This is a genomic window from Puia sp. P3 (genome assembly GCF_050632245.1).
Taxonomy (GTDB): domain Bacteria; phylum Bacteroidota; class Bacteroidia; order Chitinophagales; family Chitinophagaceae; genus Puia.
This window is the reverse complement of record NZ_CP192583.1, coordinates 3363761-3383095: the sequence shown is the minus strand read 5'-3', so window position 1 is coordinate 3383095 and position 19335 is coordinate 3363761. Positions and strand designations below refer to the sequence as shown.

The window sequence follows — 19335 nt, the reverse complement described above, 5'->3', positions numbered from 1 at the left end:
TTAACATAGCGCGTCTACTTTTGCCGCCATGAACCAAGGTAAACCTCTCGCTCTTCTCATTGTGGCTCTGTGTTTTGTAACGACCCTTCGGGCACAGACGGCCAAAATCACGGGAAAAATATGGAATACGGAAGCCAACGCTCCGCTGGCGGGAGCTTCGGTTGTGCTAACAGATAAAGACGCGTCAGCCGCAATCCGGAGAGGAGTAAGTTCGGACGTGGAAGGCCGCTTTTTCCTGGCGGCGGTAAAAGGGCATGTCTATACGCTGACCATTACGAGCGTGGGTTTTGTGACCAGGACGATGGAGAATATTTCGGTCGGCGACGAGCCGGTATCGATCGATATTACGATGGAGAGTAGCCGAAAAAGCCTGGACCAGGTAGTGGTCTCCGCCAACGTGCGCAGGGCTTCGGTCGCCTCCTTATATAGCATTCAAAAGAACAGTTCGGCTATCTCGGACGGCATCTCGGCGGAAGTGATCCGGCGGAGCCCCGACAAGAACACGGGAGACGTGCTGAAACGTGTCAGCGGGGCGTCCATCCAGGAAAATAAATTCGTGGTGATCCGGGGTATGAACGAGCGGTACAATGTTGCGATGATGAACAATTCGGTGCTGCCTAGCACCGAACCGGACAAGAAAGGGTTTGCCTTCAATATCATTCCTTCTGCACTTGTCGACAATCTGGTCATCTACAAGGCCTCGACGCCCGACCTCCCCGGTGATTTTGCGGGGGGCGCCATCAAGGTGCAGACAAAGGACTATCCGGCGCAGCCGCTGAGCGAGCTGTCCGTGTCTGTCGGCTACAACACCAAAACGACGGGAAAGAATTTCTATAAAGGTCAGCCGGACGGCAACCTTGACTGGCTCGGCTATCTGGACAAATCCCGGCTGATCCCCAAACCCTATTACCGGGACCAGGCTGGATTTATCAACAAGTCTTCCGTCTACAAGCAGGAAGTGACGAAGCTATTCCCCAATACCTTCGACTACAATGCGGTCCGCCAGAGCATACCGTCGGTAAGCGCTACGTATACGGGCGGCAATACGAAGCTATACAGCAGCGGGAACAAGCTGGGCTATATCTACAGCATCGGCTATAGCAACGGACGGGCCGTGTCGGAGCGCCAGCGGGACGAGTTCGACGTGACCAGGCAATTCCTGTATGGCTACAATACTACCAACTACGACGACAAGAACAGCATATCCAGTCTGCTGAGTCTGACCCTGTCATATGGCCGCAGCAAGATTTCCTGGAAGACCCTTTACTATAACGAGTTTGTAAAAACGCTTGGGTTGCGCGACGGGGTCAATAAGGTCAACCTGCCGGATACTTTTTTTACAGGGGCCATAATATCGAGGTGACGCAGAACGGGCTGATGAATTCCGCTGTGGAAGGGCAGCACGCACTGAATAGGGGCTGGAACGTCAACTGGGCCGGGTCCTTCGGCTACACTTACCGCAACCAGCCGGACCAGAAGATCCTTTCCTTCCGCACGCCTTATAACCAGGACGGTCCATATTTCCTTCAGCTGAGCAACGAGAACTCACCGGCGATACGCACGGCAGGACGCGTATACTCCTTTCTGCGGGAAAAGATATACAATGGGAACTTTAACGTCAGCAAGATATTCGGGATGTGGGGCCAGTCACAGAAATTCCAGTTCGGAACGCTCAACTATTACAGGGACCGGACTGTGGAGGTAGCAGCGCTTGGCTACGGCTCGCTTATCAGCGGCGGCGACACGATCGCGTTGGGGAAGGGGGCCGGCTATAACGACGTATTTTCTCCTTTAAGCATCGACAAACACCAGATCACCGTGGCCAATATAGGTCTCAACTCCACTACGTATACGGCCAACGCCCTGCTGAACGCCGGTTATGTGATGCTGGACAACAAGTTCTCGGAAAGGTGGAAACTGGTCTGGGGCCTGCGGGTAGAAAAATACCACCAGATCCTGGAGGCTAAGAACAAGGCCAAGGTCGACAAGGACAATACGGATTTTCTGCCTTCAGCATTGCTGACCTATGCCCTGAACCCTAAAACGAATCTCCGGCTGTCGGGCAGCCGTTCGGTCAACCGGCCCGAGTTCAGGGAACTCGCCGACTATGCGGTATATGACTACGACAATCTATTCAACATTATAGGTAACCCTGAACTGAAACGGTCGCAGAACACCAACGCCGACCTGCGGTACGAGTATTTTCCGGGGGCGGGGGAGATCGTATCCGCGAGCGTGTTCTACAAATATTTCGCGGACCCCATCGAGCAGGTCAATAAAAGGAACGACAACCTTTCCTTCGAGAACGCAAAGAACGCCTATGTATACGGTGCGGAGCTCGAACTTCGCAAGAAGCTGGACTTCATCGGCGACGGTTTCTTCAGCAGGCTGACGGCGTATGCCAATGCCGCCTATATCAAGGGAGGGGTCAAATTCAACAACGGAAAAAGCGTCGACAACCCGATGCAGGGACAGTCGCCCTACCTGATCAATGCGGGGCTGACCTATGTGGCGGATAAAGAGGACTGGTCGGCGAACGTGCTCTACAACCGGATCGGCCCCCGCATGCGATTCCGCAGTAGCAATGGCGCGGCGCTGAGCATCTACGAAAAGCCCCGGGACGTACTGGACGCACAGATCACGAAAAAGCTGTTCGGCGGAAAGGCCGAGCTCAAGCTCACGGTGAGCGATATCCTTGCACAGGCGTTTGTGTGGTACTATAAGATCGATGAGAACGATACCCGGCTGGGCTTTGATCCGAAGACAGACAAGCTGATCTCTTCCACTAAATTCGGCACAACGGCGACGCTCGGTCTGCGCGTAAACCTCGGCCGCTAGCACACAGGTCTGATTCAAACGCTAAATAAAAACGAAAGAAAACACCTATTATGAAGAGAGTCTTTATTATGTTGATGGGCGTAGCCCTGCTGGGCGTAGCCTGCAGTAAAAGCGACGACAAGCCGGATCCCGGAAATGGCGGCAACAACGGCGCCTCGGGTCCCGATGCGACCGGCACCTATCCGGTTCGTGGTATCATTACGACCGACCAGCACTGGACCAAGGACAAGACCTATCGCCTTCGTGGGTACGTGTACGTGACCAATGGCGCCACGATCACGATCGACCCCGGTACGAAGATCGTTAGCAACCGGGATTCCGCCGGCGTACTGGTTATCTACCGTACTGCCAAGATCCAGGCAGCCGGCACGGCTGCCGAGCCGATCGTTTTTACGACGAACGAGACGGACAAGAAGCCCGGTGACCTGGGCGGCGTGATCATCGTCGGACAGGCCAGGGGTAATACCAACCACTCCGTTATCGAAGGTGGCGTAGACCCGCAGTTCAGCGTTTTTGGCGGTACCAATGATGCCGACAACTCCGGTACGCTCAAGTATGTCCGTATCGAATACGCCGGTAAGGCGGTCAATCCCGGCGACGAGGTCAACGGCCTTTCGCTGTACGGTGTCGGCAACGGTACTACCATCGACTATGTTCAGATCGTCAGAGGCCTGGACGACGCCTTCGAATTCTTCGGCGGCACGGTCAATGCCAAGCACCTGATCGCTTACAACTGCGCCGACGACGACTTTGACATGGACGACGGGTTCTCCGGCAACATCCAGTTCGCTATCTCCATCAAGGACCCTAACTTCACCGATGACAAAGGCGTTACGGGCGACCTGTCCAACAATTTCGAAGCTGGACAACGTAAATCCCTCGAACAGCCTGACGCTGGGAAAGACGCCTATCACGTCCCCGACTATGTCCAACTTTACGGCTATCGGCCCTAACAATGCCGCCGGCACCAAGGCTGACTATGGCTATGGCATGCGCTGGAGAAGGGGTTGCAAATTCATTCTGGCCAATTCCATCGTAATGGGTGGTCAAAAGGCGGGTCTGGTCGTCGAGAACGACTCCACAGGCAACTACTACGCGTCCGGAACGTCCAAGTTCTACAACAGCTTCCTGCACGCTGTCAACAACCAGTATCTGGTGCAGAATATGCCTGCCAGCTATACAACGCTGGACGCCACGATCCTGAAGACCCTGACCGAGGGCGCCAACGGCAGCAAGCTGTACGCCAACGCCGCAGACATCATGCTGACGGCTCCGTTCAACAATGCGGCTCCGAACCTGAAGCCTGCAGCGGGCTCTCCGGCACTGACCACTGCGGCGAAGTTCGACCTGACCAAGCTGAATGTGGCTTTCTTCGATAAGGTCACCTATATCGGAGCGCTGGACGCCAGCAACGACTGGACTGCACAATGGGCAGTTTGGGGAAAATAGTTAATACGCCATTCCAAGCGTGGCATATTTGAAAAGTTTTGTCTTGGTTCGACAAATAAGCTAGGGGCTGTTCCGACGGGAACGGCCTTTTAGCGTTTCGCGGTGGCCCGCCGTTAGTCGCCGATGAGCTTTGCAAGGTCCATCAGCTCCAGCTTCTTGTAGGCGTTGCGTTCGTCGTCGAAGCATTTGGAGAACTCTTCGAGGGCGGTCTGGATGATGCGGTTGTGTGTGAGCGGTTTGAAATAGGAGGCGACGGGTGGGACGGAGACGCGTTTGAAATAGCTATCCACGTCCTTGTGAGAGAAGACCTGTCCGCTCATCGGATCGATAAAGAATTCGATGCGCTGCTGCGGACTGAGTTTTTCGGGATTCTCGTCGTAGTAGGGCTTGATATAGGCCAGGACGAACTGGCGGGGGATATTGATCGCCTTGATGGGGATATCCAGCAGTTCGCTAAGCAGCAGGTACAGGATACCGTTGGTGATCGCGTTGCCCCTTTTTGTTTCGATCAGCTTGTTGATGAGGAACTCTTCGGGGTGCTGGTAGGCCACTTCGGTGCCTTTCAGCCCGTAGTAGTTATATAGTATGCTCGTCAGGACGTTCACCTGTTCGAGGGGTGTCAGATAGCTATTCAGCTCGAGCCAGATGTTACGGCGGAGTTTTTCGATCTCCTGCAGGACGGGAGTGCTTGCCAGTTCGGGGTACTGAAATTTGGCCAGCAGCAGGGAGGCCGTGAGCAGGTCCTGATAACTGCTGCTTTTCCAGTTGGTGAAGTCTTCGGTGAGGTCCTGGTAGTGCAAGCGGTGGATCAGCAGCTCGATCCTTTCCTGTACGTCGTTGCTGATGGTGTTCTCCCAAAGGTCCTCCAGGTTGGGGATGATACCCCTTCCATAGCTTACGATACGACTGCTTACGGAATCGAAGACTTCCTGATCGGGGTCGTCGATCAGATGAAAAAGTGCTTTTATTTCTTTATTCTCCTGCATGTGGTTTGAGATCGCTGGGATATACTATGTTAAGTTCGGGCCTATTTATAAGACCCACTAACTTTTTCTTATCCACACTAACGCATGGATTGTTCATTAAATTGCGTGCAAAATGGTTGCCAGACCGTGCGGGGTAGCTGCGGCAAGCGGGTATTCCCTTTCCCGTTTTTGGAAATTTAGCCGGGGATTGGCCCCTGACGTCAGCTTCTTTTTTCTTGCGGGGAACGCGTTTGGGAGGGTTGGCCTTTACCTCCTCGATGATGGCCTTTACCTCCTCGATCGTCAGGTCGGCGGCGTTGTCCTGCTTTTCTTTCGGCAGCTTGTAGTTGCGCAGTCCCTGTTTGATATAGGGGCCGTAGGGGCCGCGAAGCAGCTGGATCTTTTCCTTTTCGAAGACCTTGATCGTGCGCTGTTCTTTTGCCGAACGTTTTTCAACGACGATAGGAGCGGCCTGGTCGAAGGTGATCGTATAGGGATCGAATTCCTTGCCCAGCGAATAGAATTTGCCGTCGTGAGCGATATAGGGGCCGAAGCGGCCAATGTTGACCGTCACGTCCTTCTCCTCGAACGGACCAAGATTGCGGGGCAGCCTGAACAGCTCCATCGCCTCGTCGTAGCTGATCGTCTCGATGCTCTGCGTATTCTTCAGCTTGGCAAATCGCGGCTTTTCTTCGTCGTTGACGTCGCCGATCTGCACCATGGGGCCGTAGCGACCCATGCGGGCGACTACTTTTTGCCACTTTGCGGATCGACACCCAGTTCTCTTTCTCCTTTTATCCTTTCCGCCGTCTCGATCGTATTGTCGACGTCCTTTTTAAAAGGGTTGTAGAAATCATCGATCATCTTGCTCCATTGCATTTTCCCCCGGGCCACTTCGTCGAATTCCTCTTCGATGCGCGCGGTGAAATGATAGTCCATGATGTCGTCGAAATATTGCTTGAGGAAGTCCGTCACCACCAGCCCCAGGTCGGTGGGGAATAGTTTGGACTTTTCGGCGCCGGTATTTTCCTGTTCGACCACCTTCTCGATCTTGTCGTGCTTGAGGGACAGGATCCTGAAATCCCTCCTGATCCCTTCCTTGTCTCTTTTCTCCACGTATCCTCTCTTCAGGATCGTCGAGATGGTGGGGGCGTAGGTGGAGGGGCGGCCGATACCCAGCTCTTCCAGTTTCTTTACCAGGGAAGCTTCTGTATAACGGGGCTGGGGACGCGTAAAGCGCTCGACCGCCTTCATTTCTTTCAGCGGCAGGTCCTGCCGGACGGTCAGCGGCGGCAGCATACCTTCCTGTTCGTCTTCGTCGGTAACTTCGTCCTCGTCGCGGTCTTCCATATATACTTTCAGGAAGCCGTCGAATTTGAGCACCTCGCCACTAGCGGTGAGCTCCTCTTTATTCGTGCTGATCTGGATCTTTGCAATCGTCTTTTCCAGTTCGGCGTCGGCCATCTGGCTGGCCATGGTCCTTTTCCAGATAAGCTCGTACAGGCGCCGGCAGTCGGCGTCGTCTACCGTCATGGCGTCCATATAGGTGGGACGAATCGCTTCGTGCGCTTCCTGGGCGGATTCATTCTTGTTCTTGAACTTGCGTGGCTGAACGTATTTCTGTCCGTACTGGCTTTTTATCTGGTTGGCGGCGGCATCCATGGCGAGTTCGCTGAGGTTGACGCTGTCGGTACGCATATAGGTGATCTTACCGCTTTCGTACAGCTTTTGGGCGAGGAGCATGGTCCGGCTGACGGAGTAGCCCAGTTTCCGGCTGGCCTCCTGCTGGAGGGTAGACGTCGTGAAGGGGCCGCGGGCGTCTTTTTCCCGGGCTTGACCTGAATGTCCGTAACGGTGTAGTCGGCCCCGATACAGCCCCTGGAGGAAGGTCTCGGCGTTGGCGGCGGAAGATTGTTTCTTTCCTTCAGCCGAAAAGGTAACAGCCTTGCCGCTGACGTCCTTTGCCGTGAAAAGCGCCTCTATCTTAAAGGTGCTTACAGGAACAAAAGCGTTGATCTCCCGCTCGCGCTCGGCGATGATGCGGACGGCAACGCTCTGTACGCGGCCGGCGGAGAGGTTGTTCTTGACGCTCATCTTCCGCCAGAGGACGGGGCTGAGCTCGAAACCTACGATCCTGTCCAGGATGCGGCGGGCCTGCTGGGCGTTGACCAGGTTCATATCGACCGTCCGCGGTTTGGTGACGGCGGACTGAATAGCCGGTTTGGTGATCTCGTGGAATACTATTCGTTTGGTTGTCCCCGGATCCAGTCCCAATACTTCGCAAAGGTGCCATGAAATGGCTTCCCCTTCGCGGTCCTCGTCCGTCGCGAGCCATACTTCGCCCGACTTCTTGGCGACGCTTTTTAATTCCTTGACAACCTTTTCTTTATCTTCCGGAATTATATATCTGGGACGGTAATTGTTCTTGATGTCGATGCCCATATCGCCCTTCTCGAGGTCCCGGATATGCCCGTAGCAGCTTTTCACCTCAAAATCTTCACCCAGGATCTTCTCTATGGTCTTGGCCTTCGCCGGAGACTCCACAATTAGTAAATTCTTAGCCATGTTTTGTATTTCGCTTTGCCCTTTTCCGCGGCCGTGAAGGACTGTCCATTCCGACCGCTGGCTTGCAATTTTACAGTAATACAACCAGATTAAAAAATTAGTGCGGGTTCAGGTGCTAACCACCAGGAAAACCAATGCTTTTCCTTAATATTGATTTTCAATTAATTATGTTTTAATAAATTTTAGCAGGTTATAAGTTTATGAACAATGGGACGGCCCATCTTGCAAAAACCTTAATTTGTCCTTTCAATGACACCTGCAACCGTGGACCTGTCTGCATCCTATTCCATATTTCCACCGGGCGATTCAGCCATCACCATTGATCTGGGTAACTGCATTGACGAACAATTAAATAGGCGAGCATTGGTCATACACGACTGGCTACAGGCGCACCGGCTGCCCGGTGTTTTGGATATCCTGGTGGCATACAGCAGCGTGTCCATATATTATGAACCGATCCAGGTCCGGTCCGCTGGGCTGGGTGGCTTCCCAGGGGTCTATTACAGGCTGGAGCGGCTGATGATAAAGGCATGGGAGGAGACGGGCGGAAAGCTTGACGGGTTGCCGGGGAAGCCGGAAGTTCCGGGACACCATTTTCGGATCCCGGTCTGTTACGAAAAGGCCTATGCGCCGGATTTGGACTGGGTTTCGGAAGTCAGTGGGCTATCCCCGCGATGAGGTCATCGGCCTGCACAGTTCGAACGAGTACAGAGTATATATGGTAGGTTTTCTGCCGGGCTTTCCCTACCTTGGAAAGACGGATGCAAGGCTGGAGGTGGCGCGAAAGTCGCAGCCCGCGCCGGTGAGGGCAGGTGGTGTAGGAATTGCGGGACTTCAGACTGGTATTTATCCGCTGTCTAGTCCGGGAGGCTGGCGGATCATCGGCCAGACTCCGGTAGTCTTGTTCAACCCGAAGGCAGACCCGCCTGTTCATCTGCAGACAGGAGACCGCGTTCAGTTTTACCCGATATCGGGGTCGGAATTTCACGACTGGAAATGAGTTCGTCCGGACGTCCGGTGTAGTAGACCATTTAAATAAATCAGTGACGGGCCGCATTCCGTAAATCAGTATCTTGATCCTCCTCTACTCATTTGCCCTGTGTTAACATAGCTCAACATCATTCCTGCACATCAAACTGTTGTTATGGCTTTCTCGATCATTAAACCCGGCTTGTTGGATACTATCCAGGATCTCGGCAGGAACGGGTTCGGCAATTGGGGCATTAGTCCAGGCGGGGCGATGGACCCATATGCCGCACAGGTGGCCAATCTTCTTGTTGGCAACGACAAGAATGAGGCGGTGATCGAGATCCATTTTCCAGGACCACAGATCCTTTTCGAACAAAATACGCTGATCGCCATTACCGGCGCCGATTTTTCGCCTACGCTGGTAGACGAGGTCATTCCACGCTGGCAGCCGGTAGTCGTCCGAAAGAACACCGTGCTCCATTTCCCTTCGCTTGTACAGGGAGGTCGTTGCTATCTCAGTGTCCACGGAGGCTACTGTATGCAGAAATGGCTTGACAGTTACAGCACGCACCTGAAAGCCGCGGCCGGTGGCTGGTGCGGACAGCCATTGAAAAAGGGGGACGAGCTTCCATTCAACGAGAATACTATTTACTTCGCGGGCTGGCTGAAGGAAGAAAGCAACTACGAGATATTGCCATGGCGGGTGAATACCGATAAGGCCTATCAGTTCCCCCATGAAATAGGATTTATTCCGGGGCACGAGTGGTCGATGCTGAGTGAGGCGTCGCGAAATGCGTTTCTGGAAAATAACTTTACGATCCATCCGTCCTCCGACAGGATGGGTTACCAGTTGAAGGGGCGCCGCTGCTGATGGAAAGAAATATCGAGCTGGTGTCTTCTGCGGTGAGCTTCGGGACGGTGCAGTTATTACCCAGCGGGCAGCTGATCGTGCTGATGGCGGATCACCAGACGACGGGAGGATATCCCAGGCTGGCGCACGTGGTCACGGCCCACCTGCCCAAGCTGGCCCAACTGCGGCCTTCGGACTGTATCCAGTTCAAGCAAATGGATATCAATGCCGCGGAGCAATTGCTGGTAGCGCGGCGAAAAGAGTTGCATATTTTACAGCGTAGCTGTATGGATCATTTAAACGAGATGGTTTGGTGAGTAGAAACGATGACCTGGGTTCGGGCGGCGGGCATATCGATCTCAACTGCGATATGGGTGAGGGGATGGCAACGGATGGGGCGATCTTTCCTTTTATCAGTTCTGCGAATATTGCGTGCGGAGGCCATGCCGGTGACGGGGAAACCATGCGTCGTACGGTGGAGCAGGCTTTGGCGCATGGCGCAGCCATCGGCGCGCATCCGTCTTATCCGGACAGGGCCGGTTTTGGCCGGGTCGATCTGCTGGGGAGTGCTTTTGCACTGCGCGACCTGCCGGAGATAATTGTTGAACAGCTGGATGCGTTGCAGAGTATTTGCCGTTCGCTCGGCGTCCGACTGCGGCATGTGAAGCCGCATGGCGCGTTGTACAACCGGGCGGCGAGGGATGTTTCGGTCAGTGAGGTGGTGTGCCGGGCGGTATCTGACTTTGATCCATCTCTTTTGTTATACGGTCTCAGCGGGAGTGAGCTTTCGCGGTCGGCTTCGGCTATTGGTCTGCGATTTGTCAGCGAGGTCTTCGCGGACAGGACGTACCGGCCGGATGGAAGCCTGACGCCGAGGTCGGAGGCGCATGCGCTTATCGGTGATGCGGCGGCGTCTGTTCGTCAGGTATTGAAGATGGTGGAAGAGGGTAGGGTGAATGCATTTCTTGCAGATGGGTCTGTCGCGGGAGAGGCGGCGCTTGTCGCGGAGACCGTATGTTTGCATGGAGATGGAGAGCACGCTGCGGAGTATGCGAAGATGATACACGATGTGTTGATGTGCCAGGGGGTGACTATAATTAAGCCCGACTGACTAAATTTAGAAAAGAAACACTACTAATTGATGTTTGGAAATGAGAAGACGTTTTAGCATTTCCTTTACAATTTCTCCCGCTTTTTCCCGTTCTTTGCTCTGTTCCCACTTCAACTTCAACAAAACTTCGTGTGCCGGATTTTGTCCATAAGGACAGGGCGGCGCATGTGCGGTGTTCCGCTTGTCCGGCTCAGCCGGATCGTTGCGGCGCAGCACTATTTTATTGACTCAGGAACAAACAAACCATGGCAGCAACAAGTAGCGAGAACGGAAGGGTGGACAGCCCTTATAGTTACGATCATTTTACGGGGGTAGGGGCGAAGGCCCGGAAGCCGCCGGAGCGGCATTTCTTGTGGTGGTGCGCGGGGGCCTATCAGGACTTATTAAAAGACTGTCCCTCCGAGCAAACCAAATACGCAGGACTGGGCGGGGTGCTGCTGGCGACATTCGTGCTGGCGGCGCTTTCGGCGGGGTACGCGATCTACAGCGTTTTCAATGACGCCGTTTGGGCGGTGGTCTTTGCCCTCGTGTGAGGGGCTGATCATCTTCAATTTCGACCGGTTTCTGGTGTCCACGATGCGCAAGTACGGGGTCAGTCAGCGGAAGCAGCCGTGGATGGCGGCGCCGCGCGTGGCGCTGGCCCTGCTGATCGGGTTTACGATCGCGCGGCCGCTGGAGCTGAAGATATTCGAGAAAGAGATCGACGTGCAACTCACGGAGAACCGGCATAAGAAGATGCTGGCGAATGATAGCCTTCTGCAGGCGGAGAACAGGTCGGTGCTGGACGCGGCGCAGGCCGAGCGGAACAGGTTGACCCAGCGGCAGGCGGCTATTGAAGATACGCTGCACCGGCTGCAGCGGGCCTATGTCGAAGAGGCCGATGGCACTGGCGGATCGCAGCGCCGGGGAATCGACAGGCTGACCAGGCTGAAACAGGCTGCCTATGAATCCGCGCTGGCACAGTTTACGCCCGAGCTGCAGCAGTTGACCCTGCAGAAGCACTATCAGGACAGCCTGATCCGCGACGCCAACGCGGGCCGGGCGGCACGCAATCGCCAGTATGAGACGCAGGTGACGGGGGATGTCGGCTTTCTCGAAAAGAATAAGGCCCTTTCGGACCTATCTGGCCGCGAAGGCAGCGTGTTCTGGACAAGCCTGCTGATCTCGCTGCTGATCATCCTGATCGAAACGGGGCCGATTCTGTCGAAGCTGATCATGAGCTCAGGGCCATATGACCTGGCCCTGGCGGGAATGGAGCTGAAACAAATGGCCGCGGCGGAAGAGGATATGCGCCGGGACAAAGAGCTGGTAAAGGACAAGAAGACGGCCGTATACGCCCGGAAAAAGGAGATGAGCGGGGAACTGCTGGACAAGCTGGCGGCACTGCAGAAGAAACACGTACAGGAAGAGCTGGATCAGTGGGAGAAAGGTGAGGACAGAATCCCGCAGCGGATGCCGCTGGAGGAAGTGACGCGGCGGATCCGGCAGCGGTACGATTTCCGGGAAGAGGACGTGTTGTGAACCGCGGAACGGGAAGCCCCGGTTGGGCGCGTGAACCGCGGAACGGGAAGCCCCGGTTGGGCGCGTGCACCACGGAACGGCGGGAGCTCAACGATGTGAACCGCGGAGCAGGGAGCAGGGTCCTGGCGGAGCTATTCTTTCCGGGCCTCGGTGTTAATATAGTTTTCTGCGAGTGCGGTCAGCAGGTCGTCGGCCTCTTTTTCCTCAAACAGGGACAACTCGAGGATCTCTTCCAGCTTCATCATATTCCAGGGTGCGGGCGTGCTGCGCAAGGCTGCCGTAGCTGGTGATCTCGTAGTGTTCCAGTTGTTGGGTGGCTACGATGATTCCCGCGTCGCGGGTGGCGGTGGCTTTTTCCGTCCCGGCGATGACGCTTTCGGCCGCGCGGGTAATGCCCAGGACGGTTTCGGAGATCCGGGATTCTGCCGGGTGTCCTATTTTCTCAAAAATGATCTGCAGACGGCTGATATGTTCGCGGGTATCGTCGAGGTGGCTGGCCAGCACATTTTGCAGTTTTAGCGAGGTGGCGGCTTTTTTCAGGAGCAAAAGCACATTCAACTGGTGCTGTTCGGCCCCGTACAATTCCCTCAGCTCGTCGAGAAATAGCTCATCGAGCCTGGAGTCCGGTCTGTTTTGCGACATTGTTTTCATACAGCGTGTTTTGGGGTATAGTAAAAAGAATTGTACCATTTTCCGGGGAGGAGCCGCGGGGTCCACGAAAGGGGAACGGGGGCTTGTGCCCCAGCGACCGGGGGGCTGAGCTGGCCCGCCTTTTTCTATTATGACAATAAAGGTCTATATGGAAAATTTAATGACAGAGTCCATCATGATCAATATCAGTGGGGGCGCCGAAGAATACATCCTACAGGAAAAAGACCACGGCGACCTCGTCGTCTATGATATCTATCACAAAGATCACTATCTCCTGACCCTGGCCAGGGACGGAAGTATCTTATTCATGAACTTCAACGCGGAGGAAAAAGATAAGGAAATCTTCAAGCTGTCTCATTTAAACCAGTTTGTCGCGCGGATACAGGCCGTCGAATAGCGCTGCCGCACCGGATTTTGTGGAATTCCGATCCCCAAATGGAGGGTATTTTTTTCCACAAAATGATCACAGTGTGTCGTGTTTCTTTACTCTGTGTAAAGAACAGAAGGGGTGTTTTGCGGCCAGCTCGTTCAGTCTTTGGATCGTCGCTTCGTCGGGGGGAGCGGGTAGCGTAATGCGTTTGATAAGTGCAGGCTTATTCCGGCTTGATTTTCCGGGGTGTACCGTCATGGTCGATTCGGAAAGAAGGGTGGGCCAGGAGATGAGGGAGTTAAATGTTGTCGTCATTAGAATAAGTTTGGGTGGTTTAGCTATTAATAAGATCGATGAGATCGGTACTATTGTATTCAAAAGAATACCATCGCCGCAGCCGTTGGGTAGTCGTGACGGAGGGCAGGTTTTTTTATAACATTCCGCTAACCAAATAAAAACAAAAATTACATTTATATTAGCCCATTGATTTTCAAAGGGAAGCCCTGGAAGGCTTCGTCCGGGGACGAGCATAGTGAAGTCCCCGAACGAGAGACCCAACGGTGTTGGGTCGCGAAGTACACAATCATTGGCGGATTGCAGGAGATACGCTAATTTTTGTTTGCGTATCTCCTGCACATATCATTCAAACCATTCGACCCAATAAGTTCTTGAGGAAGGGTACCATGATAAGGCTTGTGATGTTGGCCAGCTGTAGCTGGCTGTCTCTGGGTGTCATTGGCCAGGTAAAAGACAGCACCGCCCACCGTGCCCGCGGTCTGAAGAATAACAATATTTTCCAGTTCTTCCGTAATTCCATCACCAAGGGAACCCCTGATTCCGTAACCAATACCGCCGCTCTGAATACCAAGAGTGAAAGCCCTTTTCAGCCATTCGAGGGGAAGGTGATCCGGCATATCTTTATCCGGGGTTACGGGTTCGAACAGACCTTTACGGATACGTCCAGAAGACTGCAGTATTTTGGCACCAGGCTGCTCAACCAGCTGCACCGGAAAACGAGGGACTGGGTCATCCGCAATAACCTCTTTATCAAAGAGAACACGCCGGTCAACGCCTTTAGGCTGGCGGATAACGAACGTCTCATCCGTAACCTGAACTTTATCCAGGACGCCCGTATCCTGGTGTCGCCTCTTTCCAATGACTCGGTGGACGTGGTGGTTGTGGTAAAGGACCTTTTTAGTATCGGCGGCGCCATTGGCAGCCTGGGTTACCCGCCTTTCAGTTTCCGCGGGAATGTCAGCGAGGCCAACTTTCTCGGAATGGGCCAGCGGGTACAACTGGGTATCAACGCGGAGCAGAACCGCGACCCGAATATCGGCCCTCAGTTCCTGTACAGTAAGACCAATATCGGGGGTCCTTTGTCAACGTGACGGCATCCTATACCGAGATCAACAGCAATCTTTATCCTGGCACGCCGGATGAAAGGGCCTGGTTTATCCGGCTGGAACGGCCGCTGTACGCACCCTATGCCCATCTGGCGGGCGGACTTACTATCGGGAAGTTCCAGAACTTCAACGTTTATCACAACGCCGACAGCCTATTCTATAAATACGACTACCATACCCAGGACGGGTGGATCGGCTGGAATCTTGGCTCTGAGCGATTTCTAAGCAATACTGCCGTCCGCGACCGCAGATTCCTGGCGTTCCGGTATTTCCGGAATGATTTCGACAGCGTTCCCAAACAGATCGGAAAGAATTTCAACTTCCGGTTCAACGACCGGGCGGCTGCGCTGACCTCCTTTACCTTTTTCCGCCAGGACTTTTATAAGACCAACTATATCTACGGCTTTGGTGCAACGGAGGATATTCCTATCGGGTACAATGTGGCGTTCACCGGGGGCTGGTATAAACAGCTGTACCTCAGCAGGCCCTATGCCGGAGTAGACGCTAACGGATTTGTAGTCACCAAAAAGGGGGCCTTTACCCAGTTCTTTCTGCGCAGCGGCACATTTCTGAGAAAGGGGCGGTTCGAGGACGCCAGTGTGCTGGTAGGGGCGAGCTACTACAGTCCGCTGTTCACCTTTAGTTCGATTAAGCTGAGGCAGTACGTCAATTTCAGCTATACCCGTCAGTTCAACCGGCTGGGTATCGACCCGCTGACGATCAACAATGTCTTCGGTCTCCGGTATTTCAGCGGCGATTCCACATTTGGGGTCCAGCGCGTCACCCTGCATTCTGAGACAACGCTGTTCCTCAGATACCGTTTTTTGGGCTTCAAATTCGCCCCTTCGCCTTCGGGGACTTGTCGCTGCTTACGCCGGAGACCGGAACCTTTCAAAAATCATCCCTTTATCACGGCATCGGGGCCGGTATGCGGACGCGTAATGAGAATCTGGTGTTCAACACCATTGAATTAAGGATGGTCTATTTTCCCAGAAAGACCATGCAGAACAATTCTTTTAAGATCATGCTGAATACCGGGATACAGTTCCGGTATAACAATACCTATGTACGACAGCCGGACGTAGTCTATCTCAACACGGACGGACTGAATAGTATCTATTGACGGTTCACGCATCTGCGAGGGGCCTAAGGGGTAGCCTGCATAGCCTTTGTCAGCTGGCTGGCCCACCAGGCGTATTGCACGGCGCCGGGGTGCAGGCCGTCTGCGGCGAAGCTGTCGAGTGCAGCGCCTTCGCCGCGGCTATGGCCGGTGATATCGATAAATGGAATGCCTTTGTCGCCGGTGATATGCCGCGCGAGCCTGTTGAAGGAGTCGATCTGTCCGGCGATCGCCGACCGGTCTCTTCCCTGTGCCGCCGCGAAAGGGCTTGCTCCCCAGTCGGGGATCGAAAGAACAAACACGCGGCCTTCCTGGCCCAGCTCGATGGCCTGGAGCAGCAACTCTTCGAACTGTTCGCCGTATTCCCAAAGGTCGCGTCCGCGATACTGATTGTTGACGCCGATCAGCAGCGTGACCAGGTCATAACGGGGGAGGAGGGCGGTATGTGCGATCGCGTCGGACAGCTCGTCGGTCGTCCAGCCTGTCCGGGCAATTATCTCGGGGGCGGTCATGGGATGTCCGGCTTCGCGGAGCAGCTGTACGGTCTGGTAGGGATAGTTTTCGTAGAGCGGGAGTCCTTCGCCGATGGTGTAGGAGTCGCCAAGCGCAAGATAGGTTTGCATAGGCCGTAAATATAGCAAAAAGGGCCGACCAGTGTGGACGACCCTTTTACAGACTATAATAGGAAATATCTTAGTTGGAGCTGCTGGGGCCGCCGCCCTGGCCCTGTATCCCTTCCATGCTGTCCCTCTCTCCCTTCATATTTTTGCGCTTGAAGAGGGCCATATCGAATTTGCCGAAGCGCCAGTTGAACTGGAGGCGGAAGAACTGAGGATCCCTTCTGCGGTTGTATTCCTGCTGAAATCCCGTCGTCGTGGTGTATACGTCGCTGACACGGGTGCGGAAGATATCGCTGGCGCTGAGGGTCAGCGAAGCCGTTCTGTTCTTCAGGAACTCGTAGCGAAGGGCCGCGTCCACGCCGCCGGTGGGTTTCGAATAGCCCTGGGCGTTGCCGCTGCTGTTGTTTCCGAAGCCACGGCCACCGCCTCCTCCACCGCCGCCATTACTGGCGCTGCCACCGGGAGGAAGTACCGTCTTCGAGGTAAAGTCTCCGGACAGCTGCAGGGTGAGGGCCTTGGTCAGCTTGAAGCTATTGTTGAGTTTTCCGAACCAGGACCAGGTCGCGGGCTGCGTAGGTATCGCGTTTTTCCCGGTGTCGATGGTATTGATATGGGATGTGAAGATATTGATATTGCTCGTCAGGTCCCACCATTTGGTGATGGAGTTGCGTCCGATCAGCTCGATACCGCCGACATAGCTGGACTTGGCGTTGATATAGGTATTGATGAACACCGGGTTTTTGGTCACGGGGTTGATGCCGGTCTCCTGGTAGCGGGTGATCAGGTCGGTCGTGTATTTGTAGTATACCGAAGCGAGGAAGCTGTTGTTGCCTGCGTATGTCTTCGAATAACCGGCTTCGAAGGAATTGGTGAACTGCGGCTGCAGATTGGGATTACCGCGGCTGAGGTTCAGAGAGTCGGAATAGTCGGTGAAGGGGAACAGCTGGAAAGAAATTAGGCCGGTCGATCCTGCGGGTATAGTTGAACGAAAGGTCCTGGTCGTCGCTCAGTTTTTCCGTCAGGAATACGCTGGGGAAAAGGCTGATCGGGAATTTATTGGAGAAATGGCCGATGGCAGGCGTCTGTACGCCGCCGGCGTCGATATTCGTAAAATTCTCGGTTCCTTTGTAGTCGGAGCTTTCTCCGCGCAGTCCCAGCTGGTAGGTAAAATTGCCGATGGCGTTGGCATAGGTGAGGTAGCCGGCAAAAACACGGTCCCGGAAAGTATAGTTCGAGGACAGCAGCTGGTTGGCGATGAACTCGTTGTTTGCGTTCAGTGTATCGATGGTATTGACGCTGGTATTGTTGCGGATGGCTATGCGGCCGCCGGCTTCGAACTTGGACTTTTCACCCAGTGGCAGCGTATAGTCAGCCTGGGCGGTAAAGTATTTGTTGTCTCCGTTGCCGATCTGCTGCTGCTGCCAGCTGCCCGGTGTCAGTTTGACGAGGTTGTAGTTGTCGTTGGAGCCCTGGCTGTAGTTGACGTCGGCCGTGATCTCTTCGCCCGATCTGGGGAAGGTATGCTTAAAGCTCAGCATGGCGCCGTGGTTATTGAAATGGGACGAGGAGGTCGAGTACCGCTGGGTAAACAATGTTGGGTCCGGGGCCTGTCCAAGCGAGTCTGCGGTTGACGAAAGGTTGCTGTTGAGCGTCGGTTCGAATGTGCCGTGAACGATATTGCCGGACAGCGATATCGTGTTGCGGTTGTCGATGAGATAGTCGAAGCCGCCCCTTCCAAATGCGAAATAGCCTTTGTTGACATTCCTATCGCTTTGGCTGAGGACGCTGGTATAGGCGGATTTGTTGAGGGAGGGAAATGCGTCAAAGCTGCTGGTGCGATCCGTCTGGCCCGTAGCGATGCTTTTGCGCTGGTTGAAGTTGCCGCTCAGGAAAAAGTTGACCTTGCCCTGTTTGACGTTGATGTCGCCGCCGAGGTTCATCCTGCCGCGCTGGTCGACACCTGCCCGGATGTTACCATTGTAGCCGGCCTTGCGGTTCTTTTTCAGGACGATATTGAGGATACCGGAAGTACCTCCGGATGCGTCGTATTTAGCGCCGGGATTGGTGATGATCTCCACGCTCTGGATAGCGTCCGCCGGTATCTGGTCGAGGGTCAGCGTAGTGGGCCTTCCGTCGACAAAAATAGTCGGAGAACTATTGCGGAGCGTGACGTTGCCGTCGATGTCTACCTGTACGGAGGGCACATTCCTCATGACGTCCGTTCCGGTACCGCCCTGTGCGGAGATGTCTTTTTCGACGTTGTAGATCTTACGGTCGACCCCCATGGTGATCAGTGGTTTCGAAGCGGTGACCGTCACCTGCTCGAGCTGCTGGGCGTCGGGATTCAGCTTGATATTGCCGAGGTCTTTGTCGGTCGCGTTGGCTGCTGCCGTGGCCCTGTCCATATTGGGTTGTCCGTCGCTGCCGTTGGCAGCGGCGCCGCCGGCGCCCCTCAGTCCTTTCAGATCGAAAGCTACTTTCTGATCGTAAGTGGCATACCCGATGGCGGAAATGGTCAGTCGGAAATTCCCGAAGATAGGAAGGTTCTCGAGGCTGAACTCACCATTGCGATGGGTGATCATCCCTGAGATCACGGTATCCTTGCGGGAGTTCGTGGCCTGATCGAATTTACTAAGGATCAGCTGAACCGAAGCTCCGTCCATGCCTTTACCGGTCTTGGAATCCACGACCTTGCCGTAGAAGTGGCCGATGGCCGGAACCTGTCCGCCGCCCGCTCTTCTGCCGCCCGCTCCGCCCGGCATTTGTGCAAATCCCGCCTGTGACACCGCCAAAACCAGTAACAATAGCCAAATGTTTCTCATGAGTTTATAATATTTCCATTTTGCCTGCAAAATTCAGCTTAAAACGTTTAGCAGGACTGCTCATTCTATACAAACGGTAAA

At 54.5% G+C, this 19335-nt stretch carries 22 protein-coding genes and 1 pseudogene; 14 read left to right on the top strand and 9 right to left on the bottom strand.

Annotated features, from left to right (window positions below; genetic code table 11):
• Positions 1-28 precede the first annotated feature (28 nt).
• From ACQ86N_RS20625 to ACQ86N_RS20610, 4 genes are read left to right on the top strand one after another with little or no spacing between them, the layout of a single operon-like run.
• Positions 29-1363: a carboxypeptidase regulatory-like domain-containing protein gene (locus ACQ86N_RS20625; protein WP_431216756.1), complete on the top strand. Its 1335-nt coding sequence runs from the start codon at positions 29-31 to the stop codon at positions 1361-1363.
• Positions 1360-2838 carry a TonB-dependent receptor domain-containing protein gene (locus ACQ86N_RS20620; RefSeq protein ID WP_431216755.1) on the top strand — a complete coding sequence of 493 codons (1479 nt, stop codon included), beginning with the start codon at positions 1360-1362 and terminating at the stop codon, positions 2836-2838. The genes ACQ86N_RS20625 and ACQ86N_RS20620 overlap by 4 nt, the downstream gene beginning before the upstream one ends.
• Positions 2839-2888: 50 nt before the next feature.
• The gene (locus ACQ86N_RS20615) at positions 2889-3791 is read left to right on the top strand and encodes a hypothetical protein (protein WP_431216754.1); all 903 of its coding nucleotides are present in this window, start codon (positions 2889-2891) and stop codon (positions 3789-3791) included.
• Complete coding sequence (locus ACQ86N_RS20610; RefSeq protein ID WP_431216753.1) at positions 3763-4287, top strand: hypothetical protein; 525 nt, start codon at positions 3763-3765, stop codon at positions 4285-4287. The genes ACQ86N_RS20615 and ACQ86N_RS20610 overlap by 29 nt, the downstream gene beginning before the upstream one ends.
• A gap of 113 nt (positions 4288-4400) precedes the next feature.
• Here ACQ86N_RS20610 and ACQ86N_RS20605 read toward each other — a convergent pair whose 3' ends face one another.
• From ACQ86N_RS20605 to topA, 3 genes are read right to left on the bottom strand one after another with little or no spacing between them, the layout of a single operon-like run.
• Complete coding sequence (locus ACQ86N_RS20605) at positions 4401-5273, bottom strand: transglutaminase family protein (RefSeq protein ID WP_431216752.1); 873 nt, start codon at positions 5271-5273, stop codon at positions 4401-4403.
• The gene (locus ACQ86N_RS20600) at positions 5260-5991 is read right to left on the bottom strand and encodes a topoisomerase C-terminal repeat-containing protein (RefSeq protein ID WP_431216751.1); all 732 of its coding nucleotides are present in this window, start codon (positions 5989-5991) and stop codon (positions 5260-5262) included. The genes ACQ86N_RS20605 and ACQ86N_RS20600 overlap by 14 nt, the downstream gene beginning before the upstream one ends.
• An 8-nt stretch (positions 5992-5999) precedes the next feature.
• A complete protein-coding gene (gene topA, locus ACQ86N_RS20595) occupies positions 6000-7817 on the bottom strand; it encodes a type I DNA topoisomerase (protein ID WP_431216750.1) in 1818 nt (605 codons plus the stop codon).
• A 249-nt stretch (positions 7818-8066) separates the two neighbouring features.
• On the opposite strand from topA, the gene ACQ86N_RS20590 reads away from it, so the two are divergent.
• The 4 genes and pseudogenes from ACQ86N_RS20590 (at position 8067) to ACQ86N_RS20575 (ending at position 10747) form a co-directional block, all read left to right on the top strand.
• Positions 8067-8495 carry a carboxyltransferase domain-containing protein gene (locus tag ACQ86N_RS20590; RefSeq protein WP_431216749.1) on the top strand — a complete coding sequence of 143 codons (429 nt, stop codon included), beginning with the start codon at positions 8067-8069 and terminating at the stop codon, positions 8493-8495.
• The gene (locus ACQ86N_RS20585; RefSeq protein WP_431216748.1) at positions 8476-8817 is read left to right on the top strand and encodes a 5-oxoprolinase subunit B family protein; all 342 of its coding nucleotides are present in this window, start codon (positions 8476-8478) and stop codon (positions 8815-8817) included. Before ACQ86N_RS20590 ends, ACQ86N_RS20585 begins: the two co-directional genes overlap by 20 nt.
• 144 nt (positions 8818-8961) lie before the next feature.
• A pseudogene (locus tag ACQ86N_RS20580) lies at positions 8962-9953 on the top strand (biotin-dependent carboxyltransferase family protein).
• Positions 9950-10747: a 5-oxoprolinase subunit PxpA gene (locus ACQ86N_RS20575; RefSeq protein ID WP_431216747.1), complete on the top strand. Its 798-nt coding sequence runs from the start codon at positions 9950-9952 to the stop codon at positions 10745-10747. Before ACQ86N_RS20580 ends, ACQ86N_RS20575 begins: the two are co-directional and overlap by 4 nt.
• 6 nt (positions 10748-10753) lie before the next feature.
• On the opposite strand, the gene ACQ86N_RS20570 is transcribed toward ACQ86N_RS20575, so the two are convergent.
• Positions 10754-10963: a hypothetical protein gene (locus ACQ86N_RS20570; protein WP_431216746.1), complete on the bottom strand. Its 210-nt coding sequence runs from the start codon at positions 10961-10963 to the stop codon at positions 10754-10756.
• A gap of 29 nt (positions 10964-10992) precedes the next feature.
• Between ACQ86N_RS20570 and ACQ86N_RS20565 the strand changes: the two genes are divergently transcribed.
• A complete protein-coding gene (locus ACQ86N_RS20565) occupies positions 10993-11280 on the top strand; it encodes a DUF4407 domain-containing protein (RefSeq protein ID WP_431216745.1) in 288 nt (95 codons plus the stop codon).
• Complete coding sequence (locus tag ACQ86N_RS20560) at positions 11267-12268, top strand: DUF4407 domain-containing protein (protein ID WP_431216744.1); 1002 nt, start codon at positions 11267-11269, stop codon at positions 12266-12268. The genes ACQ86N_RS20565 and ACQ86N_RS20560 overlap by 14 nt, the downstream gene beginning before the upstream one ends.
• A 204-nt stretch (positions 12269-12472) precedes the next feature.
• Here ACQ86N_RS20560 and ACQ86N_RS20555 read toward each other — a convergent pair whose 3' ends face one another.
• Positions 12473-12919, bottom strand: a complete 447-nt coding sequence (locus ACQ86N_RS20555; protein WP_431216743.1) for a DUF892 family protein — start codon at positions 12917-12919, stop codon at positions 12473-12475.
• 148 nt (positions 12920-13067) lie between these two features.
• Here ACQ86N_RS20555 and ACQ86N_RS20550 point away from each other — a divergent pair, with 148 nt between their 5' ends.
• Complete coding sequence (locus ACQ86N_RS20550; RefSeq protein ID WP_431216742.1) at positions 13068-13316, top strand: hypothetical protein; 249 nt, start codon at positions 13068-13070, stop codon at positions 13314-13316.
• A 66-nt stretch (positions 13317-13382) separates the two neighbouring features.
• On the opposite strand, the gene ACQ86N_RS20545 is transcribed toward ACQ86N_RS20550, so the two are convergent.
• Positions 13383-13604, bottom strand: a complete 222-nt coding sequence (locus tag ACQ86N_RS20545) for a hypothetical protein (protein ID WP_431216741.1) — start codon at positions 13602-13604, stop codon at positions 13383-13385.
• 368 nt (positions 13605-13972) lie between these two features.
• Between ACQ86N_RS20545 and ACQ86N_RS20540 the strand changes: the two genes are divergently transcribed.
• The 3 genes from ACQ86N_RS20540 to ACQ86N_RS20530 are packed head-to-tail and all read left to right on the top strand — an operon-like array spanning position 13973 to position 15815.
• Positions 13973-14677, top strand: a complete 705-nt coding sequence (locus ACQ86N_RS20540) for a hypothetical protein (protein ID WP_431216740.1) — start codon at positions 13973-13975, stop codon at positions 14675-14677.
• A complete protein-coding gene (locus ACQ86N_RS20535; RefSeq protein WP_431216739.1) occupies positions 14674-15666 on the top strand; it encodes a hypothetical protein in 993 nt (330 codons plus the stop codon). The genes ACQ86N_RS20540 and ACQ86N_RS20535 overlap by 4 nt, the downstream gene beginning before the upstream one ends.
• A gap of 2 nt (positions 15667-15668) precedes the next feature.
• Positions 15669-15815, top strand: coding sequence for a hypothetical protein (locus ACQ86N_RS20530; protein WP_431216738.1), 147 nt, complete (start codon positions 15669-15671; stop codon positions 15813-15815).
• A gap of 23 nt (positions 15816-15838) precedes the next feature.
• Here the strand turns inward: ACQ86N_RS20530 and ACQ86N_RS20525 are convergent, their stop codons facing one another.
• From ACQ86N_RS20525 to ACQ86N_RS20515, 3 genes are all read right to left on the bottom strand, one after another.
• Positions 15839-16435: an SGNH/GDSL hydrolase family protein gene (locus tag ACQ86N_RS20525; protein ID WP_431216737.1), complete on the bottom strand. Its 597-nt coding sequence runs from the start codon at positions 16433-16435 to the stop codon at positions 15839-15841.
• 70 nt (positions 16436-16505) lie between these two features.
• Positions 16506-17345 (bottom strand): outer membrane beta-barrel family protein, encoded by an 840-nt coding sequence (locus ACQ86N_RS20520; protein ID WP_431217519.1) that lies wholly within the window; start codon positions 17343-17345, stop codon positions 16506-16508.
• Positions 17326-19254, bottom strand: a complete 1929-nt coding sequence (locus ACQ86N_RS20515; RefSeq protein WP_431216736.1) for an outer membrane beta-barrel protein — start codon at positions 19252-19254, stop codon at positions 17326-17328. Before ACQ86N_RS20515 ends, ACQ86N_RS20520 begins: the two co-directional genes overlap by 20 nt.
• Positions 19255-19335 lie beyond the last annotated feature (81 nt).